Origin of the sequence: Pseudomonas frederiksbergensis, assembly GCF_000802155.2 — a bacterium.
GTDB classification, from domain to species: domain Bacteria; phylum Pseudomonadota; class Gammaproteobacteria; order Pseudomonadales; family Pseudomonadaceae; genus Aquipseudomonas; species Aquipseudomonas frederiksbergensis_A.
In genome coordinates, this window is sequence record NZ_JQGJ02000025.1 from 1 (window position 1) to 21,458 (window position 21,458).

Sequence of the window (21,458 nt, forward strand, 5' to 3'; positions counted from 1 at the left end):
CGGGCTCAACGGGTACCGGTACACCCTGAACCCGACGGGGTGGGTGGATCCGTTGGGGTTGTCATGTTGCCCTGGCGATACTGAGGCCGATGGGCCGTACAGCGAAATTGTGCCCGGGGGAGGTTTGGCTGCGCATGAGGCTCGCGGTGGGCACCTGATTGCAAAGCACGTAGGACGCTCTGAAGCTCAACTAAGAGAACGTCTTGACTCCGAACCTCACGTACCTATCGCATCTACATTTCCTGATAGAGCAACGGCGGAGTCAGCGGCCTCCAGTGTTTTGAAAACGAAGAAAAAAGAAATAGAAATTTTTTTGAGTGACACGTTAGAAAAGTCGCTTCTTCTACAGCAATCCTTCCCCTCTCCCGTCGGGGTCGGCGTTATACGTAAAACTGGCAAATTGGAACCCCTTTCGGTTGTGACTTTGGTCCTTAGGAAGTCCAACAAATCGCCTACCGGATATAACCTACACACAGGATTCGTCGAAAAAAATGAAAAATAAATACCCTAAACTCTTTCAATTTCTTGGCTGCTATTTCCACCAAGACTGGATGTGCGACTCATCGGACCCTGATGACATCATCAGAACCTATATAGCGGACTCGGCGCCTCAAAACATTAAAAACCCTCAAAGAAGAAATTTCAACGCTACTTGCAATCAGTCTTGACGAAGAAAAACTTAGAGAACTTATCATGGACAAAATGCCTTGTAACTATTGCTATTGGCTAGACTGGGAATCAGGAAAAATTTGGCTAACTCATATCCTTGACATTATGAATAACGACGATGCACTTCCAGATCACCCATAAGAGGACACAGCCGCACGTAGGTTAGCAGGCCGAGGCGAAGTCGTTTGGGCGGCGCACTAAAACGGCTACCGCAAACTCACCGGACTGCGCCACGGCAACGGCCCCCGTCTGGAACAACCGCTGCGTTTCCTCAACCTAAAAATCCGTGCCACTAGGAAGCCAGTCACAAAATTGCCCTTCAAAAAATATAGACTCTAACAGTTCATCCTTGGTGACCCAACAAAAGCCCAAACAAAAAATATTATTTAGAACGGTGCTAGATAACGCTTCTGGCGGCGCTTCCATTCTCTATCCTAAAAAAATCGACCAGAGCCTTCTTGAAATGACTCCCCTTCCGAAAGATGCAGCATATATAGACGCCCAGCCCTCTTCGCCCAAAAAAACAACATTTTACGTAGTCTCAAAAAATAAACTGCTCGTAATGTTCTGGCTGACGCTAGGCCTGTATATTTTTTACTGGACATATAAGAACTGGAAGACTTACCAAACCGCCACCAACACAACGGTGTTCCCTCTGACTCGTACACTCCTGGGACTATTTTTCATACACTCCTTACTCATGAAAATTCATCATCAGGGAAAAAACCTCCAAAAACAATATAAATGGAGCCCGCGACTGCTCGCTAGCGGACTAATGCTTGCTTTTATCTTAACGATTTACTCTTCTCTACTCCCCTACAGCATAGGAGCACAATACTTATTCCCACTCATAGCCAAAGCCCTATGCTTTTATTGCTTAATACAAGTGCAGTCAGCAATAAACCACGTGGAAAATGACCCAGAGGGACAGCAAAACGCCAATATCACCATACCCAACTGCATATGGATTTCGTCACTAGGGTTCGGACTACTGCTCTGGATCATCATAATTTTTATTTTTCTTGGTGGTACATCCCTCTCATGTTTTCCCTGGCCAGATGGATGTTCTTATAGTTTAAGTATCTCAAACTGAAAAAGATTGCCATTGAGGGCCAAAGTCAACAGCACCCCGTTAAACATGTACTGAATGAAAAAAGGCCTTGCCAAGCAAGACCTTTTTTCATTTGAAGGGTAGGTACGTCCCCGCCCCTAGCTCACCTCAACAATATCCAACGCCCGATTCGCCAACAATTCACTCACCTCAATCACCTGCAAAATCCCCAGCGCAACATGTCGCCTTGATCCATCCAGATCAAACGCCAAATCACTGATCATTGCCTTAGCCGAAGCCAAGTTTTCACTCAGATTCGCAAGCAAACACTCAGAGTCAACGTCCGGATCGATACGAAAAATGGTGTTGGATTTGTCGGGAGTTTCGTTTTTGGGCTTGGGTTTCAGATAGAAATCCAAAGCGCGAGTGGCAGCATCGTCGATTTTTTTGTTGCGAGCGGACTGTGCACGAGAGACGTGTTCATCTGCGTCCGGAGGATTGGGAGTAACTTTTGCCATTATCTTGCTTCCTGTTCTGGAGCCATCACCCACTCGCTGCTAAACGAGGGAGGCGGCCGTACGCAGGTTAGCAGACCGGGGAAACAAGAAACCGGCGCGTCCGGGGACGCCCTGCGCACAGCCACCATCAAGTGCAGGATGAAGAACTCCTGACTGGATGACGTCTTGCAAAACCTGTTTCACCACGAGCTGCTAAACCCGATCACTGATGAGCAGTGACAAGATTCAAGCTACCGGCATGGCCCCAGGAGCACAAGCCGGCGGATTCTGGCGTAGTTGTAGGCAAAGGCGCAAGGCGGTGTCGGCAAGCTATCAATGCTGCGGATTTCAGGGCGACGACTGTAAGAAAACGGAACCCAATCCAGGTACCCGAGCTCAACTCCAAAGAGACCAACCTCCACTCGGAGCCCGCCACCATGAACCACCCAACCCTCACCTTCGCCCAACTCCACCCCGGTGATCGCTTCACCCTGCCCGCCGATCACAGCTTATTTACCAAGCTCACCGACAGCACTGCCCGTGAGCACAGCGTGCATTCGATCAATCTGAAGGAAGAAGGCTACGGTTACGCCGAAGACCCTATAAAAAACCTGCCCGGGGAAGCACCGGTCGAGTACGTCCCGGTGGGCGGTCCATTGCGGGCTGGAGGCTAGCGCTCAATATCGACGTTATAAACGCCGCGACATCAGCCACTGCTCCCTGCCCCACGCCTCGAAGGGCTCCAGCACTTCCCAGCCAAGCTTGGCGTAGTAATCCCGTTCACTGTGGGTGTGCAGGTACAACGTCGCGAACCCAGCTTCTTTGGCATGGTTGCAGATGCCTTCGATCAATCGCGCGGCGAGGCCTCGGCGGCGGGCGTCCGGGTGGACGAATACGCAGGCGAGCCAGGGGCCGAGGTCAGGGCGGTCGGGCAGGTCGTCGTTTGCCAGCGAGGCGCCGCCCAGTAGCTGGTCGTGTTCCAAGGCGATAAGGCATTTCCAGCGACCATCGCGCTGCCCTGCCGAGAATTCCTCCTGCCAATGACCGAGTGATTGGTGGGCGAATTCGTAGGTGAATTCCCGATACAGCCATTCGGCCATCAGGTTGCATTTATCCATGTGGTTGAGGAGCCAATCCACTCGCAGCATTTTTACCGTCCTTCTGTAGTCCTTTTCCACCGCGTATACGGGCGCAGATGCCTACCCGCGCGCATTCCCAGCAAATACCCACCAGCAAAGTCTCAACCTATCGTAATCTCGCATCTGCACAAGCCCTGCCCCGAATTCGGCCGAGATCCCAGTCCATATGCCTTCCATCTATCAACTCAAGCCCGCCTTCCAGAATCTGCTTCGCCCCGCCGTCCAGCGCCTTTACGACAAGGGCGTCACCGCCAACCAGGTGACCTTGCTCGCGGGCGTCGTTTCCGTGCTGGTGGGGGCGGTGATCGCGTGGTTCGCCAGTCATCCGTGGGTGTTCATCCTGGTGCCGGTGTGGATGTTCCTGCGCATGGCGTTGAATGCGGTGGATGGCATGCTGGCGCGGGAGTTTGGCCAGCAGTCGAATCTGGGCGCCTACCTCAATGAGCTATGCGATATCATCGCCGACGCTGCCTTGATCCTGCCTTTTGCCCTGTTTCCCGATACCAGCCTGTTGCTCGTGTTGTTGGTCACGCTGTTGGCGTTGTTCAGCGAATACGCCGGTGTGTTGGGGACGATGGTCGGCGCTTCGCGGCGCTATGACGGGCCGATGGGCAAGAGTGATCGCGCCTTTGTGTTTGGCGTGCTGGCGACCGGTATTGCCCTGGGTTGGCTCGGGGCGCTGTGGGTTGATGGTGTGATGGCGGTGGTTGCCGCCCTGCTGGTTTATACCTTGGTCAATCGGGTCCGCCATGGCCTGAGCCAAGTGACGGAAAACGCTCCCTCAGCATAAGGAAGTTGCAATGCGTGAAGCCCAGGAACTGACGTTCACCACCCACGACGGCGTGGAGTTGTTCTACCGGCACTGGCCGGCTGTCGAGGCCACGGCGGGTGAACCCCGCCAGGCCGTATTGTTGTTTCACCGCGGCCATGAGCACTCCGGGCGCATCGCGCATTTGGTGGATGAGCTGGATTTGCCCGGGTTCGAGTTTTTCGCCTGGGACGCCCGCGGCCACGGCCAGTCGCCCGGCGAGCGGGGCGACAGCCCGAGTTTCGCCACCAGCGCGCGGGACGTGCAGACCTTCTGCGATCACATCGGCGCGGCACACCAGATCGACGAACAGAACATTGCCGTAGTCGCACAAAGCGTCGGCGCGGTGATCGCTTCCACCTGGGTCCACGACTATGCGCCGCGCATTCGCTCGCTGGTGCTGGCGTCGCCGGCGTTCAAGGTCAAGCTCTACGTACCGTTCGCCCGTCCGGGCCTGGCGCTGATGCGCAAGTTCCGTGGCAATTTCTTCGTCAACAGTTACGTCAAGGCCAGGTTCCTCAGCCATGACCCGGAGCGAGTCGCGTCCTACGACAGCGATCCGCTGATCACCAAGGCCATTTCGGTGAACGTGCTGCTGGGCCTGTACGAAGCCGCCGACCGGGTTGTAGCCGATGCCCAGGCGATCCAGGTGCCGACACAGTTGTTGATTTCCGGTTCCGACTTCGTCGTGCATCGTAAACCCCAGGAACAGTTCTTCGAGCGGCTGGGCAGCCTGCACAAAGAGAAGCACATCCTGCCGGGCTTCTTCCACGACACCCTCGGCGAGAAAAACCGTGCGCCAGCCATCGCCAGCGCCCGCCGCTTCATCCTGCAAAACTTCGCCCGTCCGCTGGAGCGCCCTTCCCTGCTGGACGCCGATCGCCTGGGCGTGACCTGCGCCGAAGCCGAAACCCTGGCGACGCCGCTGCCGCACAACTCGTTGCGTGATCTTTACTGGCGCATGACCCGCGCCAGCATGCGCTTTGGCAGCAAATTGTCGGCCGGGGTGAAACTGGGCTTCGACACCGGCTTCGACTCCGGCAGCACCCTGGATTACGTGTACCGCAACCGCCCAACCGGCACCTCGGCCCTGGGCAAGATGATCGACCAGAACTACCTGAACTCCATCGGCTGGCGCGGCATTCGCCAGCGCAAGGTGCACGTCGAAGAGCTGCTGCGCCTGGCGATGGCCGAGTTGCGCGCCCAGGACCGCGAGGTGCGTATCGTCGATATCGCCGCCGGTCATGGCCGCTACATTCTCGAAGCGCTGCAAGGCGTCAGCCCGTTGCCGGAGTCGATCCTGCTGCGCGACTACAGCGACATCAACGTGCGTGACGGCAGTGCGCTAATCCTTGAGAAAGGCCTCGGCGACATCGCGCGTTTCGTCAAGGGTGATGCGTTCGACCGCCAGGATCTGGCGGCGCTCGAACCGAAACCAACCCTCGCCGTGGTGTCGGGCCTGTACGAACTGTTCGCCGATAACCAGATGGTCGGTGGGTCCCTCGCCGGCCTGGCCGAAGCGGTGGAGCCTGGCGGTTTCCTGGTCTACACCGGCCAGCCATGGCACCCGCAACTGGAACTGATCGCCCGCGCCCTTACCAGCCACCGCGCCGGCCAGGCCTGGGTGATGCGTCGGCGCACCCAGGCGGAAATGGACCAATTGGTCGAGGCGGCAGGTTTCCGCAAGATCACCCTGCGGGTCGATGAGTGGGGCATTTTCAGCGTTTCGCTGGCGCAGCGGGTTCAGTAATGAGCGCCGTCATCGCTCCGGCCCGCGAACCCGCGCTGCTGAAACCGGCGGTGCTGTGGCTGCTGTTGTTGGCGCCGCTGTTCTTCACCACGTACGGCTTCGCCACCTGGGTCACGGCCCAGCGTGACGACGTCGGCAGCCTGGTGTTCGACTGGGAAAGCCACATGCCGTTCATGGCCTGGACCATCGTGCCGTACTGGTCGATCGACTTGTTGTACGGCTTGTCGTTGCTGCTGCCCAACAGCCGCGACGAACTCAAGCGCCACGCGCTGCGTCTGCTCACGGCCCAGGCGATTGCGGTCAGTTGCTTCCTGCTCTGGCCGCTGACGTTCACCTTCCCGCGACCGGAAATGGATGGGGTGTTCGGTTGGATGTTCGACGTGCTGGCCGGCTTCGACAAGCCGTTCAACCAGGCGCCGTCGCTGCACATCGCGTTGCTGGTGGTGCTCTGGGTCTGTTATGAGCGCCACCTGCAAGGCGTCTGGCGTTGGTTGATGCACGGCTGGTTCGCCTTGATTGGCGTGTCGGTGCTGACCACTTACCAACACCATTTTGTCGACGTGCCGACCGGTGCGCTGGCCGGGTGGTTGTGTGTCTGGTTGTGGCCGCTGGACCGGCCGAGCCCGCTGTTCAGTGCACGACTGACGACAGATCCGGCCCGTCGGCGCCTGGCCCTGCGTTATGGCGTGGGTGCCGCCGCGTTGTTCACGTTGGCGTTTGCCTTCGGTGGCGCGTGGCTCTGGCTGATCTGGCCGGCGGTGGCGGTGCTGATGGTGGCGCTGAATTACCTGCTGTTCGGCGCGAGCGGGTTCCAGAAGCGTGAAGACGGTCGACTGAGCCCGGCGGTGCGCTGGTTGCTGGCACCTTATCTGGCGGCGGCGTGGATCAATTCCCGCCTGTGGACGCGCAAGCACCCACAGCCGGATCAGATCATGGATGACGTCTGGCTCGGGCGGATTCCTACATCGGCTGCCCTGAAGGACAGTCGGTTCAGCGCGGTGCTCGACCTCTGCGCCGAGTTGTCCATGGACAGCACGGCAATCGCCTATCGCACCGTGCCGGTACTCGACCTGACGGCACCGACTGTCGAGCAATGCCTGGACGCCGCGCAGAAAATCGAGCACCTGCGCCAGCATGGGCCGGTGCTGGTCTGCTGCGCCTTGGGTTACTCGCGCAGCGCCACCGCCGTGGCGGCTTGGTTGTTGAGCACGGGCCGCGCTGACAGCGTGGACGCTGCCATTGCGCAGATCCAGCGTGTGCGCCCACGTGTCGTCCTGCACAAGGCCCATCGCCAGGCGTTGGGGCAAATATCCGCGGGCTTCGGGGAATGGTCATGAGCAGTGACATCGAACTGCACACCGTGGCGAGCCTGTTGCGCCGCGGTCAATCGCTGGACCATTTGTCCACCGGACTGACGCTGCTGGCGGCGCTGATCGGCCTGGGCCAATGGCTGGTGGGTAGCGTCGATCCGTGGCTGCTGTTGCTGAGCTTTGGCGTGTTCGTCCTCGGCATGCAGGAAAAATACCTGGCGTTTCGCGTGGCCCTTGATGCCGATCTGTTTCAGATCGTCGCGGATGCCAGCAAGCCGCTGACCGAACGCACCCAGGCATTGGACGAGGCTCTTGCCAATCTCGGCCTGCAACCGGTCGAGCGTGGCGGGCGGTCCTGGCCTGAGCGCAGCCATGGTTCGATGCGACTGCTGCGCCGCCAAGCCTGGCTGGTGACTATCCAAGCGCTGTTGACGGTGAGCTTTGTCCTGGCGAGTCCCTGGCTGGTTTACTCGGGTCTTGGAACTTAAACAGGAAGATGAATGGCTTCTGTGGCGAGGGAGCTTGCTCCCGCTGGGGGGCGAAGCCCTCCCCTATGATCTGCCTGATAAACCGCGACCTCAGTGTTAGGGCGACTTCGTAGCCCAGCGGGAGCAAGCTCCCTCGCCACATTGTTTGCCTGCGATAGATGTCGCATAACTTCAAGCTTTCAGGACAAGGAATCCTCATGTTCGAACCCGTGGTCGCCAACCTCATCACCTCCGCCGCGCGGATGGTCACCGGCGCGCGTAGCCTGTGGCTCGGCTGCGCGCCGACGCCGGTGCAGCGGATCTACTTCGCCAACCACAGCAGCCACGGTGACTTCGTGTTGCTCTGGGCCTCGCTGCCGCCAGCGCTGCGCAAGCTCACCCGTCCGGTCGCCGGGGCCGATTATTGGCAAACCAGCCCGATGCGCCGCTACATCATCAACCGGGTGTTCAACGGCGTGCTGGTGGATCGCGAGCGCAAGGATCCTTCCTGCAACCCATTGCAGCCGATGCTCGACGCGCTGGAAAACGGCGACTCGCTGATCATCTTCCCCGAGGGCACGCGCAATCCGGATGAAGGCCTGTTGCCGTTCAAGAGCGGGATCTACCACCTGATGAAAAGCCATCCCGAGGTGGAGGTGATCCCGGTGTGGATCGCCAACCTCAACCGCGTCATGCCCAAGGGCCGCGTGTTGCCCTTGCCGCTGCTGTGCACCACCAGTTTCGGCGCGCCGCTGTGCATCGAAGAAGGCGAAAGCAAAGAGCAATTTCTAGAACGCAGCCGCGCCGCGCTGCTGGCCCTGGCCCCGGAGCACGTCTGACATGGATAGATATACCTTGATGTTGTTTGGCGGGATCGGCGCGATTCTGCTGCTGGCTTCGTTGATCGGTTTCATTCTCAAGCTGCGGACCAAAGGCGCGCCGAACTCGGTGATCGAGAACCTCAACGCGCGGATCAACGCCTGGTGGATCATGGTGCTGGTGATCGGTATTGCGTTCTGGCTCGGCAACGCGGCGGTGATCCTGCTGTTCTACGCCGTGTCGTTCTATGCCTTGCGCGAATTCCTGACGCTGACCCCGACCCGGCGCAGTGACTACCCTGCCCTCGTGGCGGCGTTCTACCTGGCGCTGCCGCTGCAATACCTGCTGATCTACTACGACTGGTACGGCCTGTTCTCGATCTTCATTCCGGTGTACGTGTTCTTGCTGTTGCCGATCCTGGCGTCGCTGGGCGGCGACAGCACGCACTTCCTCGAGCGCGCTTCGAAAGTGCAGTGGGGGTTGATGATCGCGGTGTTCTGCATCTCCTTCGTGCCCGCCCTGCTGACGCTGGACATCGCTGGTTTTGAAGGGCGCAACCTGTTGCTGATCGCTTATCTGGTGATCGTGGTGCAGCTCTCGGATGTGTTGCAGTACGTCTGCGGCAAGCTGTTCGGCAAGCACAAGATCGCGCCGAACCTGTCACCGTCGAAGACGGTGGAAGGTTTTGTCGGCGGCATTTTCCTGGCCTCGCTGATCGGCGGCGCGCTGTGGTGGATCACACCGTTCAATCCGTGGCAGTCGTTCCTCATCGCCTTGCTGATTAACCTGCTGGGCTTTGCCGGTGGCATCGTCATGTCGGCGATCAAGCGCGACCGTGGCGTCAAGGACTGGGGCCACATGATCGAAGGCCACGGCGGCATGCTCGACCGGCTGGACTCGGTGTGCTTCGCCGCGCCGATCTTCTTTCACCTGGTTCGGTATTGGTGGACTTGAGGTACTGACACACCGCTTACCTGTGGCAAGGGAGCAAATTTCCTCGCCACAAAGGCGGTTCGCCGGACGATTTAGTGCGCCAACATATTGTGGTGCACGCTGTACATGATCCACAGCGACAGCCCCACCAGCAGCGCAATCACCACCGCCGAGAACGCCAGCGCCGTCACGTTCCAGCGCTGCTGCGGCGAGAAATCCAGGTGCAGGAAGTAGATCAGGTGCACGACGATCTGGATCACCGCAAAGATCGCCACGATCGCCGCCGTCATCGGCTTGGGCAATGTGGGATACATCACCAGGGCGAAGGGAATGACGGTGAGGATGACCGACAGAACGAACCCGGTGAGGTAGGATTTTGCGCTGCCATGGCTGGCATCGACGCTGCTCTGATGACTGCTCATTACATCACTCCAAACAGATAGACCACGGTAAACACGCAGATCCACACCACGTCGAGGAAGTGCCAGAACAGGCTCAGGCAGCCCATGCGGGTGGCGTTGACGGTGGTCAGGCCTTTGCGTTGGACCTGGAACATCACGACCGCCATCCACAGCAGGCCGGTGGCGACGTGCAGGCCGTGAGTGCCCACCAACGTGAAGAAACCCGTGAGAAAGGCACTGCGGTTCGGGCCGTAGCCTTCGGCGATGAGCTTCTGGAACTCATGGATTTCCATGCCGATAAACGCCAGGCCGAGGACGAACGTCAGGCCGAGCCAGGCCAGCACCTTCTGCTTCTGGCCGGCACCCAGGGCGAGCATGGCGAAGCCGTAGGTAATGCTGCTGAACAGCAGGATGAAGGTTTCCGCGAGGACGTAGGGCAGCTCGAAAATGTCGGCGGCGCCAGGGCCACCGGCAACGCTTTGCCCAAGCACCGCATAGGTCGCGAACAGCGTTGCGAACAAAATGCAGTCGGTCATCAAGTAGATCCAGAACCCGAACAGGGTCATGGAGCTGGCGTCCGAGTGCCCGTGTTCGGATTCCGGCGCAGTGGCGTTTGGCTGGACGAGATTGGACATGATCAAGCCTCCGCCAACATCTTGATGCGCTGGTTTTCAATATGTGCCACCTCCTCGGCAGGCACGTAGTAATCGATGTCGTCATCGGCGCTGCGCCAGATCACCCCGCCGATGGTCGCCACCAGCCCGACGATCGCCAGCCACCAGATATGCCACACCAGGGCAAAGCACATGATCAGGCTGAACAGGCTTATGACCAGCCCCATCGCGGTGTTGCGCGGCATGTGGATGGCTTGGAAATCCGCTTCGACGGCGGTCTTTTGGCCACGCTCCTTCATGCCCCAATAGGCGTCGATGCCCTCCACCACCGGTTGTTGGGCGAAGTTGTAGAACGGCGGTGGCGAGGCAGTGGACCATTCCAGCGTGCGACCGTCCCAGGGGTCGCCCGTCAGGTCGCGGTTCTGGTGACGCTGGCGGATGCTGAAGTAGATCTGCAGGATCTGGCAGACCACACCGCAAAGAATGATGCCCACGCCCAGCAACTCCGCCAGCAGCCACGGTTCCCATTCGGGCACGTTGAAGTGGTTCAAACGCCGGGTCATGCCCATGAAGCCAAGGAAGTACGACGGCATGAAGGCGAAGTAGAAGCCGATGATCCAGCACCAGAACGCCGCCCGGCCCAAGCGGTCGTGAAGTTTGAAACCAAAGGCCTTGGGAAACCAGTAGGTCAGGCCGCAGAGATAGCCGAACACGGCGCCGCCGATGATCACGTTATGGAAATGGGCGATCAGAAACAGGCTGTTGTGCAGCAGGAAATCCGCGCCGGGCACCGCCAGCAAGACACCGGTCATGCCACCAATGCTGAACGTGACGATAAAGCCCACCGTCCACAGCATTGGCGTTTCAAAGCGCACCCGCCCGCGGTACATGGTGAACAGCCAGGTGAATATCTTCACCCCGGTGGGCACGGCGATGATCATGGTCATGATGCCGAAGAAGGCGTTGACGTTCGCCCCCGAGCCCATGGTGAAGAAGTGGTGCACCCAGACGATGAACGACAGGATGGTAATGACAATCGTCGCCCATACCAGCGAGTGATAGCCGAACAGGCGCTTGCGGCTGAAGGTCGACGCCACCTCGGAAAAGATCCCGAACGCCGGCAGGATCAGGATGTACACCTCCGGGTGGCCCCACGCCCAGATGAGGTTGACGTACATCATCGGGTTGCCGCCCAGCTCGTTGGTAAAGAAGTGCATGTCCAAGTAACGGTCGAGGCTGAGCATGAACAGCGTCGCGGTAAGGATCGGAAACGACGCCAGGATCAGCACCGCCGTGCACAGCACCGTCCAGGTGAACACCGGCATGCGGAAAAGCGTCATGCCGGGTGTACGCATTTTCAGGATCGTGACGAAGAAATTCACCCCGGTGAGCAGCGTCCCGACCCCGGATATCTGCAATGACCAGATGTAATAGTCAACCCCGACCCCGGGGCTGTAGGAAAGCCCCGATAGCGGCGGATAAGCGACCCAACCGGTGCGGGCGAACTCACCGACCGCCAGGGAAATGTTCACCAACATCGCCCCGGCGACGAACAGCCAGAAACTCAATGCATTGAGGAACGGAAACGCCACGTCCCGGGCACCGATCTGCAAGGGCACGACGATGTTCATCAGCCCCACCACCAATGGCATCGCCATGAAGAAGATCATGATCACGCCATGGGCGGTGAAGATCTGGTCATAGTGTTCCGGTGGCAGATAGCCGGGCGAACCGTCGGACGCCATCGCCTGTTGCGTGCGCATCATGATTGCGTCGGAAAAGCCACGCAGCAGCATCACCAGGCCGACGGCGATGTACATCACGCCGATGCGTTTGTGATCGACCGAGGTAAACCACTCTTTCCACAGGTAGGTCCATTTGCGGTAGTAGGTGATGGCACCCATGCCGGCCAGGGCGATCAGCCCCACCACTGCAAGGGTCCACATGATGATCGGCTCATCCGTCGGGATCGCCTCCAGCGTCAGTTTTCCAAACATTCCTTACTCCTGCGCTTTGCGTTGAGCCCCGACGGGTGAATCGATGCTGCCCTGCATGTGCTCCATGCGATGCTCGACTTCACGGGAACGGTTCATGCCTTCGTATTTATCGATGATGCTCTGGAACAAGTCCGGCTGGACCGAGGCGTAGTGCTCCACCGGGTGCTTGACCGTGGGTCGGGCCAGTCGGGCGTAGCTGTCCTTATCCAACCGCCCTTGTCCTGCGCGCACGCTGGCAACCCACTTCTCGAAACCCGCCGCATCGGTGGCCAGGGTTTGGAAATGCATGTCGGAAAAGCCCGGGCCGTTGTAGTTGGCGGCGATGCCTCGGTATTGCCCGGCCTCGTTGGCGATCAGGTGCAGTTGAGTCTGCATGCCAGCCATGGCGTAGATCTGCCCGCCCAGCGCCGGAATGAAAAACGAGGTCATCGCGCCATCGGAGGTCACGCGAAAGTTCACCGGTGTGTCCAAAGGCATTGCCAGCTCATTGACCGAAGCGATGCCCAGTTCCGGATAGATGAAGACCCATTTCCAGTCCGCAGCGATGACCTGCACCACCAGCGGCTTTACGTCGGAATCCAGCGGCCGGTAAGGGTCCAGCGCATGGGTGGACTTCCAGGTGACCACGCCGAGAATGATGATGATCACCAGCGGCACGCCCCAGACTACCGCTTCGATCTTGCGCGAATGCGCCCACTCCGGCGTGTACTTCGCCTTTGTGTTGGAAGCGCGGTATTTCACGGAAAAGACGAACGCCATGACGATGACCGGCACCACCACCAGCAACATCAACAATGTCGAGAGAATGATCAAGTTGCGTTGATCGACGCCGACCTGTCCCTTGGGATTGAACAACACCATGTCGCAACCACCGAGCAACAGCAGCCCGCCGACCAGCAACAACCTTGATAAGTAACAAGGCAGTCGAGTTCGCATCTCTTACGCTTCGTTTATGGGTTGCTTGCCAGTTGCCGAGTGATCTTGTCTTTGATCGACAGGCGCTGTTCCTTGAGTTTGCGCAGGTCGTCATCCTCGACGTTGCCCGCTGAAATGGATTCGGCGGCCAATACTTGGTTATCCAGATCCATGTACTCATCCAGCAGGCGATCAAGTTCCGGATCCTGCTGGCGACGTTGTTGGACCGCCTCTTTACTGCAATTCAAATCCTGATAAAGATCATGAGAAGCAGGCATGGCCTTCTCCTTTTACAGTGTTGTTGGGGTACACGATTTTTAGAATTGGCCCCCTCGGCTAAGTTGAGAGAAACATCTGGAAACGGTGACGAACGGCATCGCGCACAAAAAAAAGCCCACGAGACGTGGGCAAAGGGAAAGCGGTTATGTCGCAGGCCGAGTCAGGAGGATTGCTTACCTGCGGCCGAAGGCATCGCCGTGGAATCAACCCGGACCGTGCGTGATCGAAGCATTGCCTTCTCCCACTCCGTGGCATCGTGGCTGCAAAAGATTTCGACGTGCCCGTTTTGAACCCGCGCCAGTTCCCGCAGGCGATCCTGGTTGTGCATCCGTGCCGAACGGTAGGTGTCCATCATGTATTGATAGAATTTCAGCCCCGGCGGACGGTGGCGCTCGGCTTGATGGACTTCATCGTGGAAGAAATAGGCATCGCCGGCATGCAGCAGCCAACCGTCGGGCGTGCGCACGGCAATGCCGGCGTGCCCGGCCGTATGGCCTTGGAGCGGCACCAGGAAAATGTCCTCTTCTTCGGCCCCGATGAGCGCGCGCACCGAGTCGAAACCGAACCAGGTGTCGCCGTCCGGGGCATAGAACTCCCAATTGTCGATGCCCTGCCACTGACGTGCCTGGAACCGCCGCCGGCTGATCCAACTGTCGGCGGAGCGCGCCGCCGCCATTTCGTCGCGCATCACGTGAACCCGGGCCTGGGGAAAATCCTGGAGCCCACCGGCGTGATCGAAATCCAGATGGGTCAGGAGAATATGCCGAACGTCATTGGCATCGAAGCCTAGCCGCCGCACTTGTTCCAACGCGGTAAGGCGATGTTCGAACTTGATGTTGTTGAACGCCCGGAAAAATCGGCTCAACCGCTCGGGGGTCTGCACATCGCGCTGGCCAAAACCGGTGTCCACGAGGACCAGGCCGTTGCTGTCGGTTTCAATCAACAGGCAATGGCACACCAGGCACGCCGTCAGTCCTCGACTGTAGCCATCGAACAACTTCCCGCCCACCGGGCACATGCAACCGCAGTTCAGGTGGTGGATATGCATGTGGGCCTCCTGTCACGAATGGCGCGTCGATTTCCGTTTTTTCATGAACTCTTTTGAAATCGACAGGAACGCGACAGGCGCAATTCCGCAAAGGCGACAGGCGGTGGCTATGTCCAGGCAAAGATGCCCTGGGTGGGAGCTTGCTCGCTGCCACGCAGGGGGATCAATCGAGGATCAGGTGCGGCAGGAACCGACTGGAATCCTTGGTGATCAGGCTATTGTCTTCCCGCACCCCGATACCGGCGGCCTGGTCGCCGATGACCCAGGAACCGATCAGGGTGTAGCTGTCGCCAAAGCGTGGCAGTGGCGCGAACTCCTGGAGGATGAACGGCGCATCGGTATACGGGCCGTCCTCTTTGACGATCAAACCATCAGTAGTCTGCAGCTCGATATTGGCGCCTTCCCGGGAAAAGAACGGCTTGCGTACCCAGCCCTTGGGCACCGCTTTGCTCGTGTCGGTATCCAGGTGGGCGGCGAGCAGGTTCGGGTGGCCTTTGTTGAACTCCCACAACAGCGGCAGGATGCCTTTGTTGGAGATGATCGACTTCCACGCCGGTTCGAAAAACTGCGTATCGCATTGGGCTATCGCAGCGCCAAACGGCTCGTGGAAAATGAACTCCCAGGCATGCAGCTTGAACAGGTGCGGAATCCAGCGCTCTTGCAGATCGACGAAACGTCCTTCACTGTTGAGGCCGATGTCTTCGATATCGATGTGCCGCGATTCGATGCCGACTTTTTCCGCGATCAGGCGCAAGTAATCCGTGGTGCCCTTGTCTTCCACCGAGCCTTTCATCGAGGCGAAATAGAACGGCTCCTTGAGCTGCAACTGGGCAAAGGCCTGGTGCAGCTTGGTATCGATGCTGTTGAACTGGTCGGCATGGGCCGGCAGCACACCGCGCTCGATGCATTGCTCCAGCCAGCCCCACTGGAACGCCGCCGCCTCGTAGAGGCTGGTCGGCGTGTCGTAGTTGAGCTCCAGCAATTTGGCGGGACCGCTGCCGTTGTAGGAGAAATCCATACGCCCATACAGGTGCGGGTGGCCTTCCAGCCATGACGTGCGAACCAGGTCGAAGAACGGCGCCGGAATACTCAGGCGCTCCAGCAATTCTTCGCTTTGGACAACGCGGGCCACGAGGTCCATGCACATCTCATGGATCTCGGTGGTCGGGTCTTCCAGGTCATCCTCGATTTGCTTGAGGGTGAATTGGTAGTACGCGCTTTCGTCCCAATAGGGTTCGTCGTCGATGGTGTGGAACAGAAAGCCGAGCTGCTCGGCGGTCTGCTTCCAGTCAGGACGCTCTGCGCACTGGATCTTCTTCATGACGCTGGTTCCTCAACCGCCGGAGCTGCTCGAACCGCCCCAACCGCTGCGGGCGCTGGACTTGCTACCGAAACCACCGCGAGACGTAGAGGACGCGACGGACATTGGCTTGCTGGTCTTGATGGAGTCGGTGTAGCTGCCGTACCGCGCCTGGTTGGACTTGTTGAAGGTCGAGCCCCTGGAAACCCGCTGGCTGAGCGTCGAGGACCCGAAGTTGCCCCGATCGTCGCGGTAGCGGTAGACCGGCTCGGAGTAATAGCTGTTGCGGTTGCCGCTCAGCATGTTGCCGATCAGCATGCCGGTCAGCAGGTTGCCGAAGCCTGAACCACCGACGTTCGCTTCCGACGCCGGCAATTGGGCCCGGGCCGCATCGACCTGCGATTGCGTAACTTCGCCGTCGGCGCTGAGCTCGAAACCACCGAGCTTGGGGATGAACTGGCCACTCGAGTCCTGCTGGCACCAGTCCGGGACAAAGTCGGCATCGCAATCCGCCTGGCTGGCGTACGTCGGCGCGATGCGACGGTGCTCGGCCATGGCGGTCATGTAGGCGTCGGCGCAAATGTCCACCGGCAGCTTTTCATCGACACATTGCTGGACGGATTGGAAGTTGTACTTCTTCTGCAACTTGTAGGTTTTTTCCGTTGGCCCGCAGCCAGATATCGCCAGGGCGACCGACGCAGCCAGCGAAAGCTGGACGTACTTGCTTCGTTTCATCGGGATCTCCGTGGCGCGATCAGTTCGTGGAAGGCGTCATGCACGCGGCGTTCAACATGCCGACGCTGATGGCCACGGCGGCGATATAGATACCGGCGGCGATTTCACCGTTCTTGATGCGCGCCGAAGCCCCCTTGAGGACCAGGCTGGTCATCAGGAACGCCAGCAACTGAACGACAGCTGCGATCACTGCCCAGACGATGAAGTCCAGCATGTTGATCGAGTAGGCAATCACATTGCTGGCCGGAATGGCGAAACCGATGACGGCGCCGCCCAGGGCGATGGCCGCCGCCACGTTGCCCGAACGAATCAGTTCGAATTCCCGGTGCGGTGTGACGCGGGTGTAGATGAACTGGAACAGCGCGAACAGCACGGCGGCGCCGAGGATGTACATGACAAAGCCAAGCACGGCGGCTTTGTTCAGGGAAATGGAGAGCGCTTCAAGCATGGACTTCTTCCTTATTCAAAAAGTGTTCAGGTCAGTGGTGTACAGGGAAATACCCAGCGAAGTGCTCAGGCTGACGCTGCCCTCGGCGTCTTCTTCGACGGAGAACAACAGGAACTCCCGGCGATCCGTCAGGCCGGTGTCGCGGGCGTACAGCATCGAACGATGTTCGACGTTGTAGGACTCGTCCGGATTGCTTACGCGCTCGCTCAACGCCACCAGTTCTGTCTGGCCCGCCTCGGTGCCCCATTCGCGGGTGTACTCGACGCCGTCATGGTTGTAGGTCGGCAGGCCGATCAGGCTTTCGGGGCCGGCGAGGCGACGCAACTCCGCTTCACTGTTGATCGTGACGTAGCTGAGGTAGTTGAACAGGATCACCGACTCGACCTGCCCGGCGACGTCGCCGCTGGTGTGCACCTGCAACCAATAGTCCTCATCGTTCATGTAGCAGCGCGACAGCCAGTTCGACTGCCCGAGGTCGACGATGCCCAGGCTCCAGATCTGCTGGTTGCCCGGGATGACCACGCTGCTGTTGCCGTCGAGCAGCAACTTGAGCGTGGTGTCGAACATGACTTGCTTGCCGGAGGACAGGCCCAGCGGCCCGGTGACAGGCGCGTGGTTGCTGGCTGTCCTGTTCGCATTCGGGGCCTCGAGCCCCATCAACTGCTTAAACCACCCCATGGGAAATTTCCTTGAGACGCGCCGAGGCGATGTAGAAGAGTTCGCCGCCCACCACACGGGTGGCGCCGGGCGGGTTGATCGACGGTTGGCGGGCGCCCTGGGCGCGGTAGCCGATCAGCGTGGCGTTGTGCTGTTCTTTCAAGCGGGTGTAGAGATCGCCGAAAGTCGCTTCAAACGCCTCGGGCAGTTTCATCAGGTACTGGGTGGCGCCTTCGCCGACACAGAGCAATTCATTGATGACCACTGACGAGCCCGGGTCCTGGGAGGCACGCACCAGCATCTCGATCGCCATGCTGGAGGTGCATTCCAGGCTCGGCGCATAGGCGCTGGCGAGGGCGGCCACTTCGCTGTCATTGAAATGGGCGACGACATGCCCGACAGGCTCCAGTCGATTGACCGCCAGCACGGTGGCCAGGGTCAGGTCGTCGGAATGAGTGCGCACGAGCACGCGTTCGGCACCAGGCACGCCGGCACGCTGCAGCAGCGCGACGGAGGACAGGCTGTCGCCCTTGATGTACGTGGCCTTGCCGGGCATGGGGTTTTCTTCGAGATCGCAATCGCAGATGACGATCAGGTTGTCATTGGACGTTTCGTCCTGTAGCAGCAATTCGATGACTCGCTCGCTGGAGGCGCCCTCCCAGCCGATGAGCACCGTGTGGCCGGCCTTGCCGGTGAAATCGCCTTTGCCCTTCATGCCTTTTCTCCATACATCGATGACGCTGCTGGTGGTTTTGCCGATGACCGTCGTCAACAGGGCAATGCCCCCGAGCATGATCCAGGTCGCCACGAAAATTCGCCCGGCGGATGTCTGTGGCAACAGATCGCCATAGCCGACGGTCAGCGTGGTGGTGAGATAGAAGTAGATAAACGTGGCGGCGGTGATGAGGTGCTGCTCGCCCAGCAGCACCAGGCCGATCCAGGCGATGGACAGGTGCACGCCCAACGCAATGGCCAGCCCTGCCCAACCGAAGCGATGGAAGAAGGACGAAGCGTACGTGCGCAACAGAAGGAAAATCGACATTTCGTCCCTGACTCCGTGGGGCGTGGTTCCTGGCGGGATAATCGCTCTGAGTGCCTGAGCGTAGTGGCCGGACAGCATTAAACCTGTTGCGGGGCTTGGATAGAAGTACCTGTGTAACAATAAATCCGATGAGCAGGCGGGCCTGGCTCAATCCTTGTGGCGAGGGGATTTATCCCCTCGCCACAGGTTTTGTGTTCGGCCTGCCTCGATTTTACTCAGCCGATTTTTTCTTCAGGCGTTCCAGGATCGCATTGGCGCTGCCTTCGTTCGGCGTGATGCCGGCATCACGCAGCTTGCGCTCCAGGTCGGAGCCGGTCGAAGCCTCGGCCAGCTCGTCTTGGGCTTGCAGTTCAGCGGCACGTTGCTGCTGCTTGGCTTGCAGGCGGTTGAGGGTCCCGACGGCGGTTTCCAGCTTGCCGTTGGCGCCGCCGCTGGCGATCGAGGCACTGACCTGGGCCTTCTGCACGCTTTCCCGGGCCTTGGCCATGTCCACCTGCTGGCGCAGGCTCTTGATGCGGCTTTCGGCCTTGGTGATGTCCTTGCGCATGTTGTCCGCGTAACCGCCGAATTCGGTCGCGTGCTTTTGCTCGGCGTCCAGTTCGTTGGTCAGGGTCGAAATGGCTTCGGCCACTTCCAGCGCCAGGTCTTCGCGGTTGGCCTGGATCGCGGCCAGGGCCTTGGCTTCCAGGTCCTTGATCTTGGCGTTGTATTCAGCGACGCGATCGGTCGCCAGCTTGTGCTTGGCCATGATGGTGACCAGCTCGCGCTTGGCATTGGCCAGCGCGGTGTCGGCGTCGCGGATTTCCTGGTCGAGGATGCGCAGGGCCTGTTGGTCGACGATCGATTCGCCGACTTCGTTGGCACCGCCACGCAGTGCGGTGAACAACTTGCTCCAGATGGACTGAGTCATTGGATGGTTCCTGTTCGGCGAATTAAATGAAGAAGCGTTCGAAGGCTTCGCTGGCGCGCTGGACGTTGTCGACGAGGGTTTTGACCTCGGTGACGACGTTGGTCAGGCTGGAGTCGGAGCTCAAGGCACCGAACATGTTGTAGACGACCTGTCCGTTGGGCATGGTCTCGATGCCGATGGACGACAGCGGGAACATCTCCCGACTGCGCAATACGGCGTCGTTGAATGCCGCGACATCGTTGATCGACTCGACGTCCACCAGCACGGTATCGACGATGATCTGGTCGCCGACCACGGCGATGTAGATTGGCAAGCCACCGAAGTCATTCATTTCCAGCTTGATGCTGGACTCGGAGCCTTGGACGAGGGAGAGGGTGATGTCGTTCGCGATCACTTCGTCCAGGGCCTGAAGGGCGCTGTAGAGGCGATCGATGTTCCAGTTGTTACCTGCGCTCATGTAATCCTCCGACATGAATGGGCCAGCCAGAATCGGTTGGCGTAGCTGTTTCTCCATTTGCTTGAGCAGGCTTCGGTTTTCAGGAAGCACCCAAGTCTCGTGTTTCACATACCCGGCGGCACTCAGGCCCGCGCGCATCTGCTTCATGTAGAAGCTCGACGGCTTTTTCGCGGAGGGTTTGGCGCGCTCTCCCGTGCGGCTCGCTGAATCGGTCACAGACCCGTCACGCGGATCTGATGGAGAGCTGGTTGGCATGGTACGGACCCCACTGTGAAAAACTCACGCGTGAGAAACACTACAGGCAACTTCACGACCTCACAATAGCTCACGCGTGAGATTTTTCTTGTCACAAATGCTGATCCCACAGGTCTACGGATAGCTGAAACTCTTGACCAACGTCAGCTCGCCCACCGCCCGCATCGGCACCACGAAGGTTTCCATCTTCTCGCTGGGCGTGCCCTCTTCGGTGATGACGGTGACTTTCGCCGTGGTCAGGGCTTGTTGCGCCTGCGCCACTGTTCCGCCCTCTTCGCCGTCTTCTTCACTGCCGTACCCGCCGCCGTAGTAGTTCACATACACCAGGTACTGCCCTTTGATCGGTGCCGGCATGGCAACGATTTCCGGGCCGTAGCCGGTGGTGACGTCGACATCCAGGGCGGCGCCGTTGGCGATGGCGCGGTCGCCGTACCAGACGTGCCCGCCATCGGGCGTGACCAGATGCAGATCCAGGTCGGTGCCGTCGCTGTCCCAGGTCAGCAACACCCGCAACTTGGCCGGGGTGGCGCCGCCGCTGGTGTTGAGAAATTGCGTGCGGTGGCGCTGCTGGCCATCGGCGCTGCGCACCTCAACGCTGTTGCTGCCATTGGGAAACGAGAATGGCCGGTCGAAGCGCCCTTCCTCGTCGAGCTTCAATGGCAAGCTCACGCCGTTGACAATGAGTTGGCCCGGCTCATTGCTCTTCGGCGTGCCTTTGATCTGGCCGGTGATGCGGGCGGTATTGGCCTGGCCCTGGGGCGTGTTGACCGACGAGGCCGGGTAGTTGACGGTCTGGCTGAAGCGTTCGCCCTCGCCCCCCGGCGCGCCGCTGCGCCAGCCGCCGACAGGGGTTTCTAGCTTGAGAGTATCGAGCTTGTCGGGGTCGGCGGCCATGGCCGGTGGCAACGCGGTCAGGGCGCATAGCAACAGCAAGACCTGTGGATAACGGAGTGTCAT

The 21,458-nt window shown here is 59.4% G+C and carries 25 protein-coding genes; 9 read left to right on the forward strand and 16 right to left on the reverse strand.

The window, feature by feature from the left end; translation table 11 throughout:
• On the forward strand, positions 1-502 hold a 502-nt coding region (locus JZ00_RS31115; protein WP_327184576.1), incomplete at its 5' end, for an RNase A-like domain-containing protein.
• Positions 492-668 (forward strand): contact-dependent growth inhibition system immunity protein, encoded by a 177-nt coding sequence (locus JZ00_RS32115; protein ID WP_160300884.1) that lies wholly within the window; start codon positions 492-494, stop codon positions 666-668. The genes JZ00_RS31115 and JZ00_RS32115, both read left to right, overlap by 11 nt.
• Positions 669-1,878: 1,210 nt before the next feature.
• Here the strand turns inward: JZ00_RS32115 and JZ00_RS26740 are convergent.
• Complete coding sequence (locus tag JZ00_RS26740) at positions 1,879-2,238, reverse strand: DUF6124 family protein (RefSeq protein ID WP_039594229.1); 360 nt, start codon at positions 2,236-2,238, stop codon at positions 1,879-1,881.
• A 416-nt stretch (positions 2,239-2,654) separates the two neighbouring features.
• Between JZ00_RS26740 and JZ00_RS26745 the strand changes: the two genes are divergently transcribed.
• Positions 2,655-2,891, forward strand: coding sequence for a hypothetical protein (locus JZ00_RS26745; RefSeq protein WP_039594230.1), 237 nt, complete (start codon positions 2,655-2,657; stop codon positions 2,889-2,891).
• A gap of 15 nt (positions 2,892-2,906) precedes the next feature.
• On the opposite strand, the gene JZ00_RS26750 is transcribed toward JZ00_RS26745, so the two are convergent.
• Complete coding sequence (locus tag JZ00_RS26750) at positions 2,907-3,365, reverse strand: GNAT family N-acetyltransferase (RefSeq protein WP_039594231.1); 459 nt, start codon at positions 3,363-3,365, stop codon at positions 2,907-2,909.
• A gap of 157 nt (positions 3,366-3,522) precedes the next feature.
• On the opposite strand from JZ00_RS26750, the gene JZ00_RS26755 reads away from it, so the two are divergent.
• From JZ00_RS26755 to JZ00_RS26780, 6 genes are all read left to right on the forward strand, one after another.
• Positions 3,523-4,146: a CDP-alcohol phosphatidyltransferase family protein gene (locus JZ00_RS26755; RefSeq protein ID WP_039594232.1), complete on the forward strand. Its 624-nt coding sequence runs from the start codon at positions 3,523-3,525 to the stop codon at positions 4,144-4,146.
• Positions 4,147-4,156: 10 nt separating this feature from the next.
• Positions 4,157-5,914, forward strand: a complete 1,758-nt coding sequence (locus tag JZ00_RS26760) for a bifunctional alpha/beta hydrolase/class I SAM-dependent methyltransferase (RefSeq protein WP_039594233.1) — start codon at positions 4,157-4,159, stop codon at positions 5,912-5,914.
• On the forward strand, positions 5,914-7,251 hold the full coding sequence (locus JZ00_RS26765; protein ID WP_039594234.1) for a phosphatase PAP2/dual specificity phosphatase family protein: 1,338 nt from the start codon (positions 5,914-5,916) through the stop codon (positions 7,249-7,251). The genes JZ00_RS26760 and JZ00_RS26765 overlap by 1 nt, the downstream gene beginning before the upstream one ends.
• On the forward strand, positions 7,248-7,712 hold the full coding sequence (locus JZ00_RS26770; RefSeq protein ID WP_039594235.1) for a hypothetical protein: 465 nt from the start codon (positions 7,248-7,250) through the stop codon (positions 7,710-7,712). Before JZ00_RS26765 ends, JZ00_RS26770 begins: the two co-directional genes overlap by 4 nt.
• Positions 7,713-7,909: 197 nt before the next feature.
• On the forward strand, positions 7,910-8,530 hold the full coding sequence (locus JZ00_RS26775) for a lysophospholipid acyltransferase family protein (RefSeq protein ID WP_039594236.1): 621 nt from the start codon (positions 7,910-7,912) through the stop codon (positions 8,528-8,530).
• Position 8,531: 1 nt separating this feature from the next.
• Positions 8,532-9,464 carry a phosphatidate cytidylyltransferase gene (locus JZ00_RS26780; protein ID WP_039594237.1) on the forward strand — a complete coding sequence of 311 codons (933 nt, stop codon included), beginning with the start codon at positions 8,532-8,534 and terminating at the stop codon, positions 9,462-9,464.
• A gap of 71 nt (positions 9,465-9,535) precedes the next feature.
• Here the strand turns inward: JZ00_RS26780 and cyoD are convergent, their stop codons facing one another.
• From cyoD to JZ00_RS26850, 14 genes are all read right to left on the reverse strand, one after another.
• Positions 9,536-9,865, reverse strand: a complete 330-nt coding sequence (cyoD, locus tag JZ00_RS26785; protein WP_039594238.1) for a cytochrome o ubiquinol oxidase subunit IV — start codon at positions 9,863-9,865, stop codon at positions 9,536-9,538.
• A complete protein-coding gene (gene cyoC, locus JZ00_RS26790; protein WP_039594239.1) occupies positions 9,865-10,479 on the reverse strand; it encodes a cytochrome o ubiquinol oxidase subunit III in 615 nt (204 codons plus the stop codon). The genes cyoD and cyoC overlap by 1 nt, the downstream gene beginning before the upstream one ends.
• Positions 10,480-10,481: 2 nt before the next feature.
• Complete coding sequence (gene cyoB, locus JZ00_RS26795; protein ID WP_039594240.1) at positions 10,482-12,455, reverse strand: cytochrome o ubiquinol oxidase subunit I; 1,974 nt, start codon at positions 12,453-12,455, stop codon at positions 10,482-10,484.
• Positions 12,456-12,458: 3 nt separating this feature from the next.
• The gene (gene cyoA, locus JZ00_RS26800; RefSeq protein WP_039594241.1) at positions 12,459-13,391 is read right to left on the reverse strand and encodes a ubiquinol oxidase subunit II; all 933 of its coding nucleotides are present in this window, start codon (positions 13,389-13,391) and stop codon (positions 12,459-12,461) included.
• Positions 13,392-13,405: 14 nt separating this feature from the next.
• On the reverse strand, positions 13,406-13,648 hold the full coding sequence (locus JZ00_RS26805; RefSeq protein ID WP_039594242.1) for a YdcH family protein: 243 nt from the start codon (positions 13,646-13,648) through the stop codon (positions 13,406-13,408).
• A gap of 161 nt (positions 13,649-13,809) precedes the next feature.
• The gene (locus tag JZ00_RS26810) at positions 13,810-14,697 is read right to left on the reverse strand and encodes an MBL fold metallo-hydrolase (RefSeq protein WP_039594243.1); all 888 of its coding nucleotides are present in this window, start codon (positions 14,695-14,697) and stop codon (positions 13,810-13,812) included.
• A gap of 163 nt (positions 14,698-14,860) precedes the next feature.
• Positions 14,861-16,018, reverse strand: coding sequence for a glutathionylspermidine synthase family protein (locus JZ00_RS26815; protein WP_039594244.1), 1,158 nt, complete (start codon positions 16,016-16,018; stop codon positions 14,861-14,863).
• A gap of 12 nt (positions 16,019-16,030) precedes the next feature.
• The gene (locus JZ00_RS26820; RefSeq protein WP_039594245.1) at positions 16,031-16,732 is read right to left on the reverse strand and encodes a DUF1190 domain-containing protein; all 702 of its coding nucleotides are present in this window, start codon (positions 16,730-16,732) and stop codon (positions 16,031-16,033) included.
• 19 nt (positions 16,733-16,751) lie between these two features.
• The gene (locus JZ00_RS26825) at positions 16,752-17,180 is read right to left on the reverse strand and encodes a DUF350 domain-containing protein (protein ID WP_039594246.1); all 429 of its coding nucleotides are present in this window, start codon (positions 17,178-17,180) and stop codon (positions 16,752-16,754) included.
• Between the two features lie 15 nt (positions 17,181-17,195).
• Complete coding sequence (locus JZ00_RS26830) at positions 17,196-17,858, reverse strand: DUF2491 family protein (protein ID WP_039594247.1); 663 nt, start codon at positions 17,856-17,858, stop codon at positions 17,196-17,198.
• Complete coding sequence (locus tag JZ00_RS26835; RefSeq protein ID WP_039594248.1) at positions 17,845-18,879, reverse strand: ion channel; 1,035 nt, start codon at positions 18,877-18,879, stop codon at positions 17,845-17,847. Before JZ00_RS26835 ends, JZ00_RS26830 begins: the two co-directional genes overlap by 14 nt.
• 211 nt (positions 18,880-19,090) lie before the next feature.
• Positions 19,091-19,789, reverse strand: coding sequence for a PspA/IM30 family protein (locus tag JZ00_RS26840; RefSeq protein WP_039594249.1), 699 nt, complete (start codon positions 19,787-19,789; stop codon positions 19,091-19,093).
• 22 nt (positions 19,790-19,811) lie between these two features.
• A complete protein-coding gene (locus JZ00_RS26845; RefSeq protein ID WP_152668475.1) occupies positions 19,812-20,393 on the reverse strand; it encodes a YjfI family protein in 582 nt (193 codons plus the stop codon).
• 222 nt (positions 20,394-20,615) lie between these two features.
• The gene (locus JZ00_RS26850; protein ID WP_039594251.1) at positions 20,616-21,458 is read right to left on the reverse strand and encodes a YfaP family protein; all 843 of its coding nucleotides are present in this window, start codon (positions 21,456-21,458) and stop codon (positions 20,616-20,618) included.